The sequence below is a fragment of the Streptomyces pilosus genome, assembly GCF_014649835.1.
GTDB classification, from domain to species: Bacteria; Actinomycetota; Actinomycetes; order Streptomycetales; family Streptomycetaceae; genus Streptomyces; species Streptomyces pilosus.
The window spans coordinates 323,644-339,466 of sequence record NZ_BMTU01000007.1 but is presented as its reverse complement, the minus strand read 5'-3'; the positions used below and the strand labels follow the sequence as shown (position 1 = coordinate 339,466).

Annotated in this window: 17 protein-coding genes; 14 read left to right on the top strand and 3 right to left on the bottom strand. The window is 73.1% G+C overall.

Annotated elements, in window-relative coordinates; genetic code table 11:
- The first annotated feature begins 3 nt into the window (after positions 1 to 3).
- Both IE118_RS20400 and ppgK read left to right on the top strand, forming a co-directional pair.
- Positions 4 to 1,029: a 4-hydroxy-3-methylbut-2-enyl diphosphate reductase gene (locus IE118_RS20400; protein WP_189559402.1), complete on the top strand. Its 1,026-nt coding sequence runs from the start codon at positions 4 to 6 to the stop codon at positions 1,027 to 1,029.
- A gap of 70 nt (positions 1,030 to 1,099) precedes the next feature.
- Positions 1,100 to 1,846, top strand: a complete 747-nt coding sequence (ppgK, locus tag IE118_RS20395) for a polyphosphate--glucose phosphotransferase (protein ID WP_189559401.1) — start codon at positions 1,100 to 1,102, stop codon at positions 1,844 to 1,846.
- A gap of 14 nt (positions 1,847 to 1,860) precedes the next feature.
- Here the strand turns inward: ppgK and IE118_RS20390 are convergent, their stop codons facing one another.
- Positions 1,861 to 2,466 carry a DUF6542 domain-containing protein gene (locus IE118_RS20390; protein ID WP_189559400.1) on the bottom strand — a complete coding sequence of 202 codons (606 nt, stop codon included), beginning with the start codon at positions 2,464 to 2,466 and terminating at the stop codon, positions 1,861 to 1,863.
- Between the two features lie 183 nt (positions 2,467 to 2,649).
- Between IE118_RS20390 and ychF the strand changes: the two genes are divergently transcribed.
- A complete protein-coding gene (gene ychF, locus IE118_RS20385) occupies positions 2,650 to 3,738 on the top strand; it encodes a redox-regulated ATPase YchF (protein ID WP_189559399.1) in 1,089 nt (362 codons plus the stop codon).
- A gap of 328 nt (positions 3,739 to 4,066) precedes the next feature.
- Here ychF and IE118_RS20380 read toward each other — a convergent pair whose 3' ends face one another.
- Positions 4,067 to 4,552 (bottom strand): MarR family winged helix-turn-helix transcriptional regulator, encoded by a 486-nt coding sequence (locus tag IE118_RS20380; RefSeq protein ID WP_189559398.1) that lies wholly within the window; start codon positions 4,550 to 4,552, stop codon positions 4,067 to 4,069.
- A gap of 147 nt (positions 4,553 to 4,699) precedes the next feature.
- Here IE118_RS20380 and IE118_RS20375 point away from each other — a divergent pair, with 147 nt between their 5' ends.
- From IE118_RS20375 to IE118_RS20355, 5 genes are all read left to right on the top strand, one after another.
- A complete protein-coding gene (locus tag IE118_RS20375) occupies positions 4,700 to 5,857 on the top strand; it encodes a PP2C family protein-serine/threonine phosphatase (RefSeq protein WP_189559397.1) in 1,158 nt (385 codons plus the stop codon).
- A gap of 153 nt (positions 5,858 to 6,010) precedes the next feature.
- On the top strand, positions 6,011 to 6,895 hold the full coding sequence (locus tag IE118_RS20370; protein WP_189559396.1) for an STAS domain-containing protein: 885 nt from the start codon (positions 6,011 to 6,013) through the stop codon (positions 6,893 to 6,895).
- Positions 6,892 to 7,299, top strand: a complete 408-nt coding sequence (locus tag IE118_RS20365; protein WP_189559395.1) for an STAS domain-containing protein — start codon at positions 6,892 to 6,894, stop codon at positions 7,297 to 7,299. Before IE118_RS20370 ends, IE118_RS20365 begins: the two co-directional genes overlap by 4 nt.
- Positions 7,296 to 7,742 carry an ATP-binding protein gene (locus tag IE118_RS20360; RefSeq protein WP_189559394.1) on the top strand — a complete coding sequence of 149 codons (447 nt, stop codon included), beginning with the start codon at positions 7,296 to 7,298 and terminating at the stop codon, positions 7,740 to 7,742. Before IE118_RS20365 ends, IE118_RS20360 begins: the two co-directional genes overlap by 4 nt.
- 282 nt (positions 7,743 to 8,024) lie before the next feature.
- On the top strand, positions 8,025 to 9,218 hold the full coding sequence (locus tag IE118_RS20355) for a PP2C family protein-serine/threonine phosphatase (protein ID WP_189559393.1): 1,194 nt from the start codon (positions 8,025 to 8,027) through the stop codon (positions 9,216 to 9,218).
- A gap of 59 nt (positions 9,219 to 9,277) precedes the next feature.
- Here the strand turns inward: IE118_RS20355 and IE118_RS20350 are convergent, their stop codons facing one another.
- Entirely contained in the window at positions 9,278 to 9,775 is a 498-nt protein-coding gene (locus tag IE118_RS20350; protein ID WP_189559392.1) for a MarR family winged helix-turn-helix transcriptional regulator, read from the bottom strand.
- Between the two features lie 452 nt (positions 9,776 to 10,227).
- Here IE118_RS20350 and IE118_RS20345 point away from each other — a divergent pair, with 452 nt between their 5' ends.
- From IE118_RS20345 to IE118_RS20320, 6 genes are all read left to right on the top strand, one after another.
- On the top strand, positions 10,228 to 11,808 hold the full coding sequence (locus tag IE118_RS20345; RefSeq protein ID WP_189559391.1) for a S8 family peptidase: 1,581 nt from the start codon (positions 10,228 to 10,230) through the stop codon (positions 11,806 to 11,808).
- A gap of 87 nt (positions 11,809 to 11,895) precedes the next feature.
- On the top strand, positions 11,896 to 13,101 hold the full coding sequence (locus IE118_RS20340; protein WP_229846872.1) for a DUF4190 domain-containing protein: 1,206 nt from the start codon (positions 11,896 to 11,898) through the stop codon (positions 13,099 to 13,101).
- 147 nt (positions 13,102 to 13,248) lie between these two features.
- Positions 13,249 to 14,001: a GntR family transcriptional regulator gene (locus IE118_RS20335; RefSeq protein ID WP_189559389.1), complete on the top strand. Its 753-nt coding sequence runs from the start codon at positions 13,249 to 13,251 to the stop codon at positions 13,999 to 14,001.
- A gap of 377 nt (positions 14,002 to 14,378) precedes the next feature.
- Complete coding sequence (locus IE118_RS20330; protein WP_189559388.1) at positions 14,379 to 14,567, top strand: SPOR domain-containing protein; 189 nt, start codon at positions 14,379 to 14,381, stop codon at positions 14,565 to 14,567.
- A gap of 24 nt (positions 14,568 to 14,591) precedes the next feature.
- Entirely contained in the window at positions 14,592 to 15,005 is a 414-nt protein-coding gene (locus IE118_RS20325; RefSeq protein ID WP_189559387.1) for a (deoxy)nucleoside triphosphate pyrophosphohydrolase, read from the top strand.
- Positions 15,006 to 15,182: 177 nt separating this feature from the next.
- The gene (locus IE118_RS20320) at positions 15,183 to 15,590 is read left to right on the top strand and encodes an ATP-binding protein (RefSeq protein WP_189559386.1); all 408 of its coding nucleotides are present in this window, start codon (positions 15,183 to 15,185) and stop codon (positions 15,588 to 15,590) included.
- Positions 15,591 to 15,823 lie beyond the last annotated feature (233 nt).

The following is a 15,823-nucleotide window of genomic DNA, read 5'->3' as shown; positions in this document are numbered from 1 at the left end:
ACGATGGGAGGCATGACCGCTTCGCCTGGCCGCCGTGTCCTGCTCGCCGCCCCCCGTGGCTACTGCGCGGGTGTGGACCGCGCCGTGATCGCCGTCGAGAAGGCCCTGGAGCAGTACGGGGCCCCCGTCTACGTCCGGCACGAGATCGTGCACAACAAGTACGTCGTGCAGACCCTGGAGAAGAAGGGCGCGATCTTCGTCGAACGGACGGAGGAGGTCCCGCCGGGCAACATCGTGATGTTCTCCGCGCACGGCGTCGCCCCCGTCGTCCACGAGGAGGCCGCGCGCGGCCGGCTCGCCACCATCGACGCCACCTGCCCGCTGGTCACCAAGGTCCACAAGGAAGCCGTCCGCTTCGCGAACGACGACTACGACATCCTCCTCATCGGCCACGAGGGCCACGAGGAGGTCATCGGCACCTCCGGCGAGGCCCCCGACCACATCCAGCTCGTCGACGGACCGGACGACGTGGCCAAGGTCGAGGTCCGCGACCCCTCCAAGGTCGTCTGGCTCTCCCAGACCACGCTCTCCGTCGACGAGACCATGGAGACCGTCGACGCCCTCAAGGAGAAGTTCCCCCAGCTCATCTCCCCGCCCAGCGACGACATCTGCTACGCCACGCAGAACCGCCAGCTCGCGGTCAAGCAGATGGGCGCCGAGGCGGACCTGGTGATCGTGGTCGGCTCGCGCAACTCCTCCAACTCCAAGCGGCTGGTCGAGGTCGCCAAGATCGCGGGTGCCCGTGCGGCGTACCTGGTGGACTTCGCCGACGAGATCGACGAGGCCTGGCTGGAGGGCGTCTCCACGGTCGGCGTGACCTCGGGCGCCTCGGTGCCGGAGATCCTGGTCGAGCAGGTCCTGGAGTGGCTGTCGCAGCGCGGCTTCGAGGACGTGGAGATCGTCAAGGCGGCCGAGGAGTCGATCATCTTCTCCCTGCCGAAGGAGCTCCGCCGCGATCTGCGCGACGAGGCCGCCGCCCTGGTGGCCGAGCGCGGCGGCACCGGGGCCGGTGGGGATTCCGCGCGGTGACGGTGGTGCGACGGTGACGGTCGCGGCGCCCGGCCCCGTGACCGTCCGTCGTACGTCGTAACGTGGAGACATGCAGATCTTCGGCGTGGACATCGGCGGATCCGGGATCAAGGGTGCCCCGGTCGACCTGGACAAGGGGGACCTGGCGCAGGAGCGCTGCAAGGTCCTCACCCCGCACCCCTCGACGCCGGACGCGGTGGCCGACGGCGTGAAGCAGGTCGTCGACCACTTCGGCTGGACCGGCCCGGTCGGCGTCACCTTCCCCGGAGTGGTCACCGACGGCGCCACGGTCCGCTCGGCGGCCAACGTCGACAAGAGCTGGATCGACACCGACGCGCGCGTGCTGCTCGGCGGCCGTCTGGGCGGCCTGCCCGTGACGGTGGTGAACGACGCGGACGCGGCGGGCGTCGCCGAGATGCACTTCGGCGCCGGACGCCACCGCAGGGGCACGGTCGTCCTGCTCACCTTCGGCACCGGCATCGGCAGCGCGGTCTTCGCGGACGGCGTCCTCGTCCCCAACAGCGAGCTGGGCCACCTCGAACTGCACGGCCACGAGGCGGAGAAGCGGGCCTCCAGCAAGGCCAGGGAGGACCACGACCTGTCGTGGGAGCAGTGGGCGCACCGGGTGCAGAAGTACCTGGCCCACGTGGAGATGCTGTTCTCGCCGGAGCTGTTCATCATCGGCGGCGGCGTCAGCCGCAAGTCCGACAAGTTCCTCCACCACATCAAGGGCATCAGGGCGGAGATCGTCCCGGCCCAGCTGCAGAACAACGCGGGCATCGTGGGCGCGGCGATGCGGGCGGCGACCGGCGGATAGGGGCGGCGGCCGGCTCAGGGCCGGGCGGGCCGCCGGCGCACCACGCGACGGTTGGCCTCCCGGACCCGGCGCACCCGGCGCACGAGCACGATCACCCCCGCGACGAGCGTCCCGCCGTAGAGCCACCCGGCCTGGGTGGCGAGACCCGTCACCATCCCCATCAGCCGGTCCGTGGTGCCCCCGCCGCCGGTGTCGGCGACCGGGACCAGCCCCACGGCGAAGGCGATCGGCACGACCACGGGCGCGATGAGCACGTCCCCCTCGCGCACCCACAGCGCGGTCAGCACGCACACCGGCAGGAACAGCACGCCGTACACCGTCTGGGACGACCCGAACAGCGCCTCGGTCAGCAGCCCCAGGGCCAGCATCACCGCTCCGCAGAACAGCCCCCCGCCCAGCCCGGTCAGCCGCGGGCGGGACGGCCGCCGGACCGCGGCCGGGGGAGCGGGCCGCCGCGGCGGCACCCGGGCGGCCCGCGCCGACCGTGCGACCCCGCCCCCCGCCGCCCGCCCCGCCTGCGGAGGCAGTGGCGGCTTGCCCGGCCGGGGCTGCCGGGGTGGCCCCGGCGCGGTGTCACGTCGTGGTCCCTGCTGCGTGGGTCGCGTCCTGTGTTGCTCCACCGGACCAACTTAGGTCGTTTTATGTGCCGAACAGTCCGTCAGACACGCCGGGATCCGAAGCCCGGCCGGGCGTTCGGTGCACCGGCCGGACGGGTGCGGGCACGCCGTAGACTGGTGGATCGGCCCACTCAGCCCCGTGGGGCCGGTCCTCGCCCCTCATCCTCACGTACGGGAAGTCGCAACGTGTCGCTCACGATCGGAATCGTCGGTCTGCCGAATGTCGGCAAGTCGACCCTGTTCAACGCCCTGACCAAGAACGACGTGCTGGCGGCCAACTACCCGTTCGCCACGATCGAGCCGAACGTCGGCGTGGTCGGCGTCCCCGACCCCCGCCTGACCAGGCTGGCGGAGATCTTCGGCTCCCAGCGGGTCCTCCCGGCCACGGTCGACTTCGTCGACATCGCCGGCATCGTCCGCGGCGCCTCGGAGGGCGAGGGCCTGGGCAACAAGTTCCTCGCGAACATCCGCGAGTCCGACGCGATCTGCCAGGTCATCCGGGCCTTCAAGGACGAGAACGTCGTGCACGTCGACGGCAAGGTCTCGCCGAAGGACGACATCGAGACGATCAACACCGAGCTGATCCTCGCCGACCTCCAGACCATCGAGAAGGTCCTGCCGCGCCTGCAGAAGGAGTCGCGGATCAAGAAGGACATCGCGCCCAAGGTCAAGGCGGTCGAGGAGGCCAAGGAGATCCTGGAGAAGGGCGACACGCTCTTCGCCCACGGCATCGTCCAGGGCACCGAGCGCAACGAGCTCCTGCACGACCTGCACCTCCTCACGACGAAGCCGTTCCTCTACGTCTTCAACGTCGACGAGGACGAGCTGACCGACGAGGACTTCAAGAACGAGCAGCGCGCCCTGGTCGCCCCCGCCGAGGCGATCTTCCTCAACGCCAAGCTGGAGGCCGACCTCGCCGAGCTGGACGAGGACGAGGCCCTGGAGCTCCTGCAGTCCGTCGGCCAGGAGGAGCCCGGCCTCGCCACCCTCGCCCACGTCGGCTTCCGCACCCTCGGCCTGCAGACCTACCTGACGGCCGGCCCCAAGGAATCCCGCGCCTGGACGATCAAGAAGGGCGCCACCGCCCCCGAGGCCGCCGGTGTCATCCACACCGACTTCCAGAAGGGCTTCATCAAGGCCGAGGTCATCTCCTTCGCCGACCTGGTCGAAACCGGCTCGGTCGCCGAGGCCCGCGCCAAGGGCAAGGCCCGCATGGAGGGCAAGGACTACGTCATGCAGGACGGCGACGTGGTGGAGTTCCGCTTCAACGTGTGAACCGCCGCCGACGGCCCGGCGTCGACGGCCGGCCGAAGAGCACCTCCCGTGGCGGTCTCGGGTACGAGGCCGCCACAGGCGTGTCCGGGGCCCGGTCCCCCGGTCGGGGGAGGTGGGGGATCGGCGGGGTGAAACAGGGGTATCCGGAGCGGGTAGGCTCCGGGGTGTCCGTTGTTTGTCGATGGACAACAATGGCCTTGGGGCAACGAAGTGGCGGGCGTACCGGACGGGGGAGCGGGTGGAGATGTCCCGGTGGGGCAGGGGTCCTTCCGCGCACCGGTCGCCGACGCCCCGCCGCGTCCGGGAGCCCGGTGGTACGGCCCCGTGGTCAGGCGGTCCGGTCGTCCGACCGCACGCCGCTGTCGTGCATCTGGAGCGCCGCCGCGTCGCAGAACGCCTCGAGACCCTCGCGCAGCGCCGCCCGCTTGTCGGCCGGCATGAGCGTCAGCACCGCCTGCAGCTCCTGCTCCCGCCGTGCGCGCAGGTCGTCCAGGAAGGCGCGGCCCCGCGTGCTCAGGTGCAGCCGGACCTCGCGGCGGTCGGCCCGGCCGACCACCCGCTCGACGAGGCCGACGGCGACCAGGCGGTCGCAGAGCCGGCTGGTGGACGGGGGGGTTGAGGCGAGGGCGGCGCTGAGCGTGCGCAGGTTGATCCCGTCCTGGTGCTCCAGGGTGAGCAGCACGCGCATCTGGGACGCGGATGCCGGGGCGGTCGAGGCGCGGCCCCACAGGACTTCCAGCAACTCTCCCGCCGTCGCGGTCACGCGGGCGACCTCGGCGGGCTCCGGGCGGGGGCGGAAAGCAGCCACTGTCACACTCTCGCAGGCACTGGGACAGCCGCCAGCGTACTAGTCGCGCGCGGCGGTTACACATGGGCGGGACGCCCCGGTGCGGCCCGTGGGCGGTGTCACGGCCCGGCCGGAGCCGCCCGCACTCTTCGAAGGATCGGTGATATCGCCATCGTGAACAGATTCGTGACCGCTGAGCGGGCTCTGCGCAGAGCGGCACCCCACGAGCTGCTCGACGCCGCCCGTCGCGTGCTGGCCGAGCTGTACGCGGCGGAATCCGCCGAGTTGTTCATGGCCGACTACGGCCTGACGGTGCTCCAGCCCGTGTCGGTGCTGCCGTACACGTCGGAGCCGGTGTCCGTGCACAACAGCGTGGTGGGCCGGGCCTTCGGCGCCCAGGAGCCGGTGGTCGAGACCGCGGGCGGCCGGGCGCGCGTGCACCTGCCGGTCAGCGTGCGCGGCGACCGGCTGGGCGTACTGACGGTGACCCTGCCGGACGAGGACGGCGCCGAGGGCGTCCTGGAGGAGCTCGCGGAGATCGCGCAGGTGCTCGGCCACGAGGTGGTCGTCGCCGAGCGCGACACCGACGTCTACCTCCAGGCGCGCCGCAAGGACCGGCTCACCCTGGCCGCCGAGATGCAGTGGCAGCTGCTGCCCGGGCGCGCGTGCGCCCGCCCCGAGTACGAGCTCGGCGCCCAGCTGGAACCCGCGTACGCGATCCACGGCGACAACTTCGACTGGTCCGCCACGGCGGACCATCTGATGCTCTACGTCACCAACGGCATGGGAGAGGGCATAGAAGCCTCCCTGCTGACGAACCTGGCCATCAACGCCCTGCGCAACGCGCGGCGGGCCGGGATCGCGCTCGCCGACCAGGCCGCCCTCGCCGACCAGGCGGTCTACGCCCACTACCGGGGCCGCTGCTACCTGTCGGTGCTGATGTTCGACTTCGACCTGGCGACGGGACGCGTCGCGGTCGTGGACGCCGGGTCCCCGCGGATGCTCCGGCTGCGGGGCGGCTCGGTCGAGCCGGTCACCTTCGAGCCGCAGCTCCCGCTGGGCATGTTCGACGAGACCGACTACGTCACCCAGGAGTTCCAGGTCGAGCCCGGCGACCGGCTCGTCTTCGTCAGCGACGGGGTGCACGCGGTCGCCGACCCCCAGGGGACGGCGTACGGGGACGCCGCGCTCGCCCGGGCGATCCAGGCCACCCGGCTGCTGCCGGCCGCCGAGGTCCCGCGCGCCATCCTCCGCGAGCTGACCGGCTACCGTGGCCGGAACCTCCCCGACGACGACGCCCTCGTCGTCTGTCTCGACTGGAACGGCCGCTGACCGGGTCCACGGCCGCTGACCCGGGCGGAGACCCCCGGACCCCGCCGTGACGAGTGACGATCCCGTGTTGTTCGCCGTGCACCGTCGGCGCTAACGTTTGCCATGAGGCAATAATTGCCTCATGGTGGGCCGCGGCCCCGTACGGAGGTGACGGTGAAGGTGTCGGAGCAGGAGGCGGTCGCGTCGGCGGCGCGGGAGCTGGGAGTCTTCCTGGAGCGCCGCAAGGAGCAGATCGCCCGGCGCTGGGCCGACGCCCCGCTCTTCCGTGCCGTCTTCACCGATTCCCGCGACGAGGCGGTGGAGGCCTGCAAGGCCGTCGTGGACGCCTTGTCCGAGGTGGCGTCGGCCGGGAGCCCGGAGGACATCGCGGCCCCCGGCTTCGACCAAGTGCGCGAGCAGCTCGGGCGCATGTCCGGGTCCCGGACCCGCACCGGAGCCGGCCCCGCGCAGATCGCGGACGAGGTGGCCGCCCTGCGGGCGCCGGTCGTCGAGCTGCTGAGGGCGGAGGCCACCGACGCGTCCGCCCCGGAGGTGGCCGAGCGCGTGCTGGCGCTGACCCTGCTGATGGGCACGCTGCGCCTGGTGGTGATGCGGACGGCCCTCGGTTCGGGCCAGGAGCTCATCGCGCGGCAGCGGGAGGAACTGCTCGAGGTGGCCACGCCGGTCATCAGCCTGCGGGAGGGCGTCGTCGTGGTGCCGCTGATCGGCACGCTGGACAGCGCCCGCAGCCAGGTCGTCATGGAGTCCCTGCTGGAGAGCATCGCCGACCGGGGCGCCCGCTACGCCGTCCTGGACATCACCGGGGTGTCCACGGTCGACTCCCTCGTCGCGCAGCACCTGATGAAGACGGTCGACGCCGCGCGGCTGATGGGGGCCGAGTGCGTCGTCTCCGGCATCCGTCCGGCCATCGCCCAGACCATCGTGCACCTCGGCATCGACCTCGGTTCCGTCGTCACCCGCGCGACACTGGCGGACGCCCTGGCCTACGCCCTCGCCCGGCAGGGCGTCGACGCCGCCCCGGACGCGGGTGCCCCGTGACCTCCGCCCACCCGGGCGACGGCCTCACGGTGCCGGTCCTGGCGCTGGGACGGACCCTGCTCGTCACCCTCCAGGGAGAGCTGCACGACCGGACGGCCGAGCGGCTCCGGCAGGACGTCAGCCACCGCATCGCGCGCAGCGGGGCGCTCGGTGTGATCATCGACATCTCCGGTGTGGACATCGTGGACTCCTACCTGGGACGGGTCCTCGCGGAGATCGCGGCGAACGCCCGGCTGCTGGCGGCCCACACCGTGGTGGTCGGCATGCGGCCCGCCGTGGCGGTCACCCTGGCCGAGCTGGGCCTCACCCTGCCCGGGCTGACCACCGCCCGCGACGTCGAGCAGGGGATGGAGTGGCTGGCGCGGAGGCTGCCGGCCGCGGACGGGCGGGGGCGGGGGATGTGACGGCGGCCCCCGGGTCCGCCGTCGCGACGTGCCTGCCGGTCGGCTCGGACACGGACCTGACCTGGGTGCGGCAGCAGATCCGCCAGGTCGCGGCCGGGCTCGGCTTCGGCCTGGTGCAGCTGACCAAGCTGGTCACCGCGGCCAGCGAACTGGCCCGCAACACCCTGGTGTACGGCGGTGGCGGCCACGTGGAGATCACTCCGCTGGAGCGGGGCACGATCCGGGGGGTGCGGCTATCCTTCGTCGACAGCGGTCCCGGGATCCATGACGTCGAGCTGGCCATGACCGACGGGTACACCAGCGGTGACGGACTGGGGCTCGGCCTCAGCGGTGCCCGGCGCCTCGTGCACGAGTTCGAGCTCGACACCGCACCCGGCCGGGGCACCACCGTCACCGTCGTCGTCTGGACCGCCGACCTGCCCGCGGCCCGCCCGGGGGAGTGATGACGCGCCCCCCGGACGTCCCGGTGCACGACCCCTTCCGGGGACGGGACACCCGCCCGCCCGCCGGGCCGGTGCCGTGATCCCGCCCGACGTCCGCGGGATCGCCACGGCGTCCGGACGTCTGCCTCCCGCTCCGCCACAGCACCGGGCCGGAGACGGCGCCCCGGCTCGTGCCCGGCCCGGGCGGGGCCCGGCCCCACGCGGTGCCGGATCCCGTACTCGGCTTCGGCGCCGGACCGGCGCCGCGATAGCGTGGAAGTCCAAGGGGAGAGGGCGGATGCCGTGAACGTGTCCGGACAGCAGCCATCCGTGGAGAGCCGCCTGCGGGCGGCGCCGCCCCATGCCCTCCCCGCCACCGCCGAGGCCCTGCTGGCGGAGGGGTTCGGCGCCCGGGAGGTCACCCTCCTGCTGGCCGACTATGGCCTCACGGTCCTCCAGCCGGTCACGCACCTGCCGCACACGGGCGAACCGGTCTCCGCGTACGACGGCCCGGCCGGCACCGCGTTCACCTCCCAGAAGCCGGTGGTCGAGATCACCGCCGACCCGGCCACCGAGGCGGTCCACCTCCCCATCACGGTGCGCGGCGACCGGCTCGGCGTCCTCTCCGTCCGCCTCCCGGCCGGCTCCGCGGACACGGCCACCGTGCTCAGGCTCGGTGAGTTCGCCACGGCACTCGGGCACGAGGTCACCACGGCCGGCCGGGACACCGACCTGTACCTGCGGGCCCGCCGCACCCGTCGCCTCACCCTCGCGGCCGAGATGCAGTGGCAGCTCCTGCCGGGGCGCGGCTGCGCCCGCCCCGAGTACACCATCGGGGCCCACCTGGAACCCGCGTACGCGATCGGCGGTGACAACTTCGACTGGTCCACCGGCGCGGACGACCTCACCGTCACCCTCACCGACGGCATGGGCCAGGGCATCGACGCGGCCCTGCTCACCGGTCTCACCGTCGGCGCCCTGCGCAACGCCCGCCGGGCCGGCATCGGCCTCGCCGACCAGGCTGCCCTCGCCGACCAGGCCGTCTACGCCCAGTACGGCGGCAAGGTGTACGCCTCGACGCTGCTGCTGCGTTTCGACCTGGACACGGGGACGGTCCGTGCCGTCGACGCCGGCTCGCCGCAGATCTACCGGCTGCGCGGCTCCGGTGTCGAACGGATCGAGCTGACCGCGCAGTTCCCCCTGGGCATGTTCGAGGAGACACCGTACGAGGAGCAGACCTTCCGGGTGGAGCCCGGGGACCGACTGGTCGCCATCAGCTCGGGCGTGCACGGCACCAGCTCGGCCACCGGGGACCTCTTCGGGGAACGCGGTCTGCGCCAGGTCCTGAGCGCGGCACGGCAGACGCCGCCGCACGAGACGGCGCGCGCGGTCATCGCCGGTCTGAGGGAGCACACGGGCGACGAGAACCTCTCCACCGACGCGGCCGTCCTCTGCCTCGACTGGGCCGGCAGACCCGGCACCGCGACGGGGCACTGACCCGGCGCGGGGGACGCGTCAGGGCCGGGAGACGGCCGGGGCGGCGTGCAGGCGCCCGGTCACAGCGCCTCCGGGGGGCGCGGCTCCCCGCCCCGGGCGGCGAGGAACGTCCGCAGGGCGTGCCGCAGCGCAGACCGCTCCGCCGGTTCCATCCGCGCCAGCACGGCCGCCAGGGCCCGCGCCCGCCGGGCGGCGACGTCGTCCAGCACGCGGTGTCCCTGGGTGGTCAGGCTCAGCCGGATCTCCCGGCGCCGCTCCGGGTGCAGCGAACGCTCCAGCATCCCCGCCGCCTCCAGCCGGTCGCAGAGGCGGCTGGCCGTGGGCGCCCCGATGCCCAGCCGCTCGGCCAGCGCGGTCAGGTTCAGCTCCGCGGCCGCCTCCAGGACCAGCAGCGCCCGCAGCTGGTGCGTGGACAGGCGCAGCGCGGCCTGCTGGGCGGCCACCGACCACAGGTTCGTCAGACTCTCCACAGCGTCGGCGATGTCCAGCGCGACAGCGTCCGGGGCGTCGCCCCGGACCTCGTGGCGGCCGTCACCGGGGCCGTCGGGACGCGTCACCGGAACGACGCCTTCATCATGCTTCGGATGCGGTGGAGACAATCCTCATTCCCTCGCTGTACCCGAAGACGGGCGGCGCAAGCCGGTTCCCGCGCCCGGCCGGGGGAGGGGCGTGCGCCGTCCCGACGCCGCAGGTGGCGGCGCCGCCCGATGCCACCGGACGCGGAGCCCGCGCGCGACTCAGGGGGCCGGCGGGGTGTGTGGGGTGGACGTGACGTCGGGGCGGCGGGCCGGCCGGCGGCGGCCCGGAGGCCGGTTGTCGCGGGTGGTGGGTGCAGGGCCCTTGTGCAATTCCTGTGGAACCCTCAATCTTTCGGCTGACGCACGACCCCGGCCGCCGATATTGACATGATCCCGTCAGTGGCTGGTTCGTTCCGCCACACGCGCAGCACGTGCGTCGTCCGCACCACCCCCCACAGCACACGCACCACCGACTGAGGAGGAACCCTCATATGGCAGTGATGCGTCATCCCCGGCGAAGACTGGCCACCCTCGGTGCCGCGGCCTCCGTGGCGCTCGTCGCGGGTCTGGTCTCCGCTCTCCCCGCGGGCGCGGCCCCGGCCGCTCCCGAAGGCCGCATCCAGTACGCGGGCGACGCGAACGCGGTCGCCGGCAGCTACATCGTCACCCTGAAGGCGGACGAGGCCCGTTCCGGCACCGCCGAGGGCCGGGCCGTCGCCGCGAGGCACGGTGCCGAGATCGAGCGCACGTACACCAAGGCCCTCAACGGCTATGAGGTCGAGGCCTCCGAGACCGAGGCGAAGCGTCTGGCCGCCGACCCGGCCGTCGCCTCCGTGGTCCAGAACCGCACCTTCCACGTCACCGGCACCCAGCCCAACCCGCCCTCCTGGGGCCTGGACCGGATCGACCAGCGCAACCTCCCGCTCAACAGCTCCTTCACCTACCCGGATTCGGCCGGTGAGGGCGTGACGGCGTACGTCATCGACACCGGTGTCCGCGTCAGCCACAGCGACTTCGGCGGCCGTGCCTCCGACGGCTACGACGCCATCGACAACGACAACACCGCCCAGGACGGCCACGGCCACGGCACCCATGTCGCCGGCACCGTCGCGGGCGGTTCCTACGGGGTGGCGAAGAAGGCGAAGGTCGTCGGCGTCCGGGTGCTCAACAACTCCGGCTCCGGCACCACCGCCCAGGTCGTCGCCGGTATCGACTGGGTGGCGCGGAACGCCGTCAAGCCGGCCGTCGCCAACATGTCCCTCGGCGGCGGCGCCGACAGCGCCCTCGACACGGCGGTCCGCAACGCCGTCGCCTCCGGCGTCACCTTCGTCGTCGCGGCCGGCAACGAGTCCACCAACGCGAACACCAAGTCCCCGGCCCGCGTCACCGAGGCGATCACGGTCGGCGCCACCACCTCCGGCGACGCCCGCGCCAGCTACTCCAACTACGGGGCGGTGCTGGACCTGTTCGCGCCCGGCTCCTCCATCACCTCCGCCTGGCGCACCAGCGACACGGCCACCAACACCATCTCCGGCACGTCCATGGCGAGCCCGCACGTCGCCGGTGCCGCCGCCCTCCACCTGGCCGCGAACCCCTCGGCCACGCCCGCCCAGGTGTCCACCGCGCTGACCTCCGCCGCCACCACCGGCGTCGTCGGCAACCCGGGCACCGGATCGCCCAACCGCCTGCTGTTCACGGGCGAGGGGGGCGACACCCCGCCGCCGCCCGGTGACCGCTTCGAGAACACCACCGACTACACCATCGCGGACCGCGCCACCGTCGAGTCCCCGGTGACCGTCTCCGGTGTCCCGGGCAACGCGCCCGCGGACCTGGCCGTGGAGGTCGACATCACCCACACCTACATCGGTGACCTCCAGGTCCAGCTGATCGCCCCCGACGGCACGGCGTACACGCTGAAGTCGTACGGCACCGGCGGCAGCGCGGACGACATCAGGACCACCTACACCGTCGACGCCTCCGCGGAGTCGGCGAACGGCGTCTGGAAGCTGCGCGTCAGCGACAACGCCACGTGGGACACCGGCCGCGTCAACGGCTGGGCCCTGCAGTTCTGACCCGCCCCCGCCCGGACGGGCACACTCACCCCCGGGGGAGGCATCCCCGGGGGTGAGACCCGTGCCACGGCGCCTACGATGCGGCTCGTGTCCATACCTCCGCCCTACGGGCCCCCGCACTCCCACGGCCCGCAGGACCCCTCGGGCCAGTACCCCGCCGGCCCGCCCCCGGGCGCCCAGCCGCCGCCGCAGTACCCCTACGGGGCACAGCCCGGGTTCGCGCCCTACGGGCTCTACGGCCCCTACGGTCCCCGGCCGCCCGTCGCCGTCAACGGGGTCGCCATCGCCGCCCTGGTCCTCGGCCTGCTGTGCTTCGTGCCGGCCGTCGGGCTGGTGCTGGGGCTGATCGCCCTGCGGCAGATCAAGCGGCGCGGGGAGCGCGGCCGGGGGATGGCCGTCGCGGGTGCCGTGCTGTCGTCGGCCGGGCTCGCCCTGTGGACGCTGATGCTCGCCACCGGAGCCGCGGCCGACTTCTGGGAGGGCGTGAAGGAGGGAGCGCGCGCGGAGAGCGTCCTCGCGCTGCGCGCCGGAGACTGCTTCAACTCGCCCACCGGACTGGAGGGCTGGGCCGACGAGGCCACCAAGGTGCCCTGCGCCCGAAAGCACGACGGTGAGGTCTTCGCCCTCGTCACCCTGCCCGGCGGCGCCTACCCCGGCGAGGACTCCCTCACCGGGACGGCCGACGAGCGGTGCTACGACCTCGTGGACGGCTACGTCATGGACCGCTGGGCGCTGCCCGACACCGTCGACGTGTACTACTACCTCCCGACCGAGGACAGCTGGCGCTTCGGTGACCGCGGGATCACCTGTGTCCTCGGCGAGCGGGACGGCCGGTCCCCCCTCACCGGCTCGCTGCGCCGCGACGAGACCACCCTGGACGCGCACCAGCTGGCCTATCTGGAGGCCGCCGGGGTGCTCAACGCCGCCCTGGACGACCACCCCGGCACCGAGTTCGCGGAGGACGACCTGCCGGGGCACACGGCCTGGGCGGACGAGGTCGCGACGGCGCTCGCCGAGCAGACCCGGATGCTGCGCGCGCACACCTGGCCCGCCGGCGCGCAGACGCCGCTGGACGAACTGGCCGACGGGCTGGCCGAGGCGGAGAAGGAGTGGGTCAGGGCCGCGGAGGCGACCGACGCGGACACCTACTACGCGCACTCCGACCGGGGGCTGACCCTCATCGACCCCCGGCAGTCGGTCACCGCACGCAAGGCTCTGGGCCTGGCCACGTCTCCACCGCGCCACGAGGAGGAGCGGGGCGAGGCGCCCGAAAGCGGTGACATGAAGGTGTGAGGGGCTCCATAGCGGGGAGAAAGTGCCTGCGTAAAGCCCTCACCCGGTAGAAGTCATCACATCGAGTGATTCTTTGGCCTCCGCTTGCCCGGCACAACCTACGGTTGCCACGCTGTAGCTGTCTGTACAAGCTGATGGGAGTGGCCCGTGACATTCGGTGAGCAGCCGGCGTACCTGCGCGTCGCGGGTGATCTCCGCAAGAAGATCGTCGACGGAAGGCTGCCCCCACACACCCGGCTCCCCTCCCAGGCGAGGATCCGCGAGGAGTACGGCGTCTCGGACACGGTCGCCCTGGAGGCGCGCAAGGTGCTGATGGCGGAGGGGCTCGTGGAGGGCCGCTCCGGCTCGGGGACGTACGTGCGCGAGCGTCCGGTGCCCCGCAGGGTCGCCCGCTCCGGGTTCCGCCCGGAGCGCGGGGCCACGCCCTTCCGCCAGGAGCAGGCCGACGCGGGCGTCCGCGGCACCTGGGAGTCCAGCAGCGAGCAGAGGGACGCCTGCGCCGCCGTCGCCGGGCGGCTCGGGATCGAGCCGGGCGACCGCGTGATGCGTACCAAGTACCTCTTCCGCGAGGCCGGTGAGCCGATGATGCTCTCCACCTCCTGGGAGCCGCTCGCCCTCACGGGCCGGACCCCTGTGATGCTGCCCGAGGAGGGCCCGCTCGGCGGCATGGGCGTCGTCGAGCGCATGCGCGCCATCGACGTGATCGTGGACAACGTCACGGAGGAGGTCGGCGCCCGCCCCGGCCTCGCCGAGGAGCTGGTGCTGCTCGGCGGTGTCCCCGGACACGTCGTCCTGGCCATCCAGCGCACCTACTTCGCCTCCGGCCGCCCGGTGGAGACCGCCGACGTGGTGATCCCGGCCGACCGCTACCGGGTCGCCTACCACCTGCCGGTGAAGTAGCGCGGTTCCGGCCCTCGCGCTCCCCGCCCCGCACCGCACTCCCGCCCCATCACTCCCTCGCGCTCCGTTCCGCGCCCCGCGCCCGCCCGAAGCTCCGGCGCGCGGCCCGGGGCCCCGGAGCCCCGCCGCCGTGGCGATCCGGCCGTTCTCGCAGGTCGTCCCCCGAAGCGGCGCGCGCCCGGCGGTATGCCGCCGACCGGATGCGCGGACCCTCGCGCACGGCGCGTCCGCCGCCGTGCGCCCCCTCCGGTCTGGCTGGTTGCGTGCCTCTTTGTGAAAAGGCGTATTCGCTCAGTGAAGGTAAGGCGTAGGCTCGGGCATATGCGGACTGGGGTTTCCTTACCGATCGGGGCGCGGACGGGAAGTGGAGGGGAGCGATGAACGACGGCACGGTGACACTTCCCTGGCTCGTCGTGCGCCAGGACGACAACGGCAATCGCTACCGGGTGGGCAGGTACGCGACCCGCGCCGAGGCGGAGCGGATCGCGGACAGCCTCGACGGGCGCGGGCACAAACAGCTCTATTGGGTCGAGCGGATCAGCCCGGGCGGAACGTCGTCCGGCTGACCCCGCTCCCGTAGGCTCCGGCGCATGAGTGAGCGGATCGTGGTGGTGGGTGCGGCCCTGTGGCACGGGGGCCGGCTGCTCGCCGCCCGCAGGAGCGCGCCCGCCGAACTGGCCGGACGCTGGGAGCTGCCCGGCGGCAAGGTCGAACCGGACGAGGCCCCCGACGCCGCCGTCGTACGGGAGTTGCGCGAGGAACTCGGCGTCGACGCCGAGGCGACCGGACGCGTGCCGGGCGAGTGGCCGCTGCGGACGCCGTACGTGATGCAGGTGTGGACCGCGCGGCTGCGCCCCGGATCCGCACCGCCCCGGCCCCTCCAGGACCACGACGAACTGTGCTGGCTCACCCCCGGCCGGATCTGGGACGTCGACTGGCTCGACCACGACGTGCCCGCCGTCCGCGACACCCTGGCCCACCTCGGCGCGCACGAGACCGGCTGAGGCACGATTCCCGCGCGCGGGCGCCGGGGTGACGGAGCGTGGGCGCCTTTCCGGGCCGCGCACGCCACGATGCGCCCTGTCCGCGGTACCCCGCCCGTGATATCGGGTATGTACCCCTTGACCCCATGAAACGGGACATGGGCGGGTTTCCTCGCTTCCTCACTCCCCCGGCGGGAAGTGGTCCGCGTGACCGACACCGACGGCACCTGGGCCGCGTGGACCTTCTCCGCGGACCCGGGGGCCGTGCGCGCCGCCCGCTCCGCCGTCCGTGACCAGCTGCGCCTGTGGGACCTCGACAGCGTCGGCGACCTCGCGGCCCTGCTGGTCAGCGAACTCGTCACCAACGCCCTCCAGCACGCCACCGCGCCCATCGGCGTCCGCCTGCTGCGCCCCTCCGGGGACGACGGTGTCCTGCGGGTCGAGGTCTCCGACCCGCTCGCCGACCTTCCGCGCGTCCGCGCCGCCCGGCCCGAGGACGAGGACGGACGCGGACTCCAGCTGCTGGCCTCCGCGTCCCGCCGCTGGGGCACCCGCCCGGGGGTCCGCGGCAAGACCGTGTGGTTCGAACTCACGCTGCCCGGATGAGCCCTCGCACGGCCGTGCGCCGGTGTACGCACCGGAGCCTTCCGTCGAGTGACCGGTTCGGGCCCGCCGAGGTTGTCGATGAGGGGGATTCGACGACGTGTCCGCTGGTTAGAAGACTGGGAGTGTTCTCACGGCGCGGACCGAAAAGCATCGGGACCGTGCTGTGATCGTGAACACCGTGTTGTGCGGCGCCGTAGTGCTGGATACTGCGGGCAGCCGCCCCCGGTGACCGG

Excerpts from the sequence above, each read along its gene's own strand:
- IE118_RS20400 (WP_189559402.1), top strand. The coding sequence starts at position 4 with ATGGGAGGCATGACCGCTTCGCCTGGCCGCCGTGTCCTGCTCGCCGCC.
- ppgK (WP_189559401.1), top strand. The coding sequence starts at position 1,100 with ATGCAGATCTTCGGCGTGGACATCGGCGGATCCGGGATCAAGGGTGCC.
- IE118_RS20345 (WP_189559391.1), top strand. The coding sequence starts at position 10,228 with ATGGCAGTGATGCGTCATCCCCGGCGAAGACTGGCCACCCTCGGTGCC.
- IE118_RS20330 (WP_189559388.1), top strand. The coding sequence starts at position 14,379 with ATGAACGACGGCACGGTGACACTTCCCTGGCTCGTCGTGCGCCAGGAC.
- IE118_RS20325 (WP_189559387.1), top strand. The coding sequence starts at position 14,592 with ATGAGTGAGCGGATCGTGGTGGTGGGTGCGGCCCTGTGGCACGGGGGC.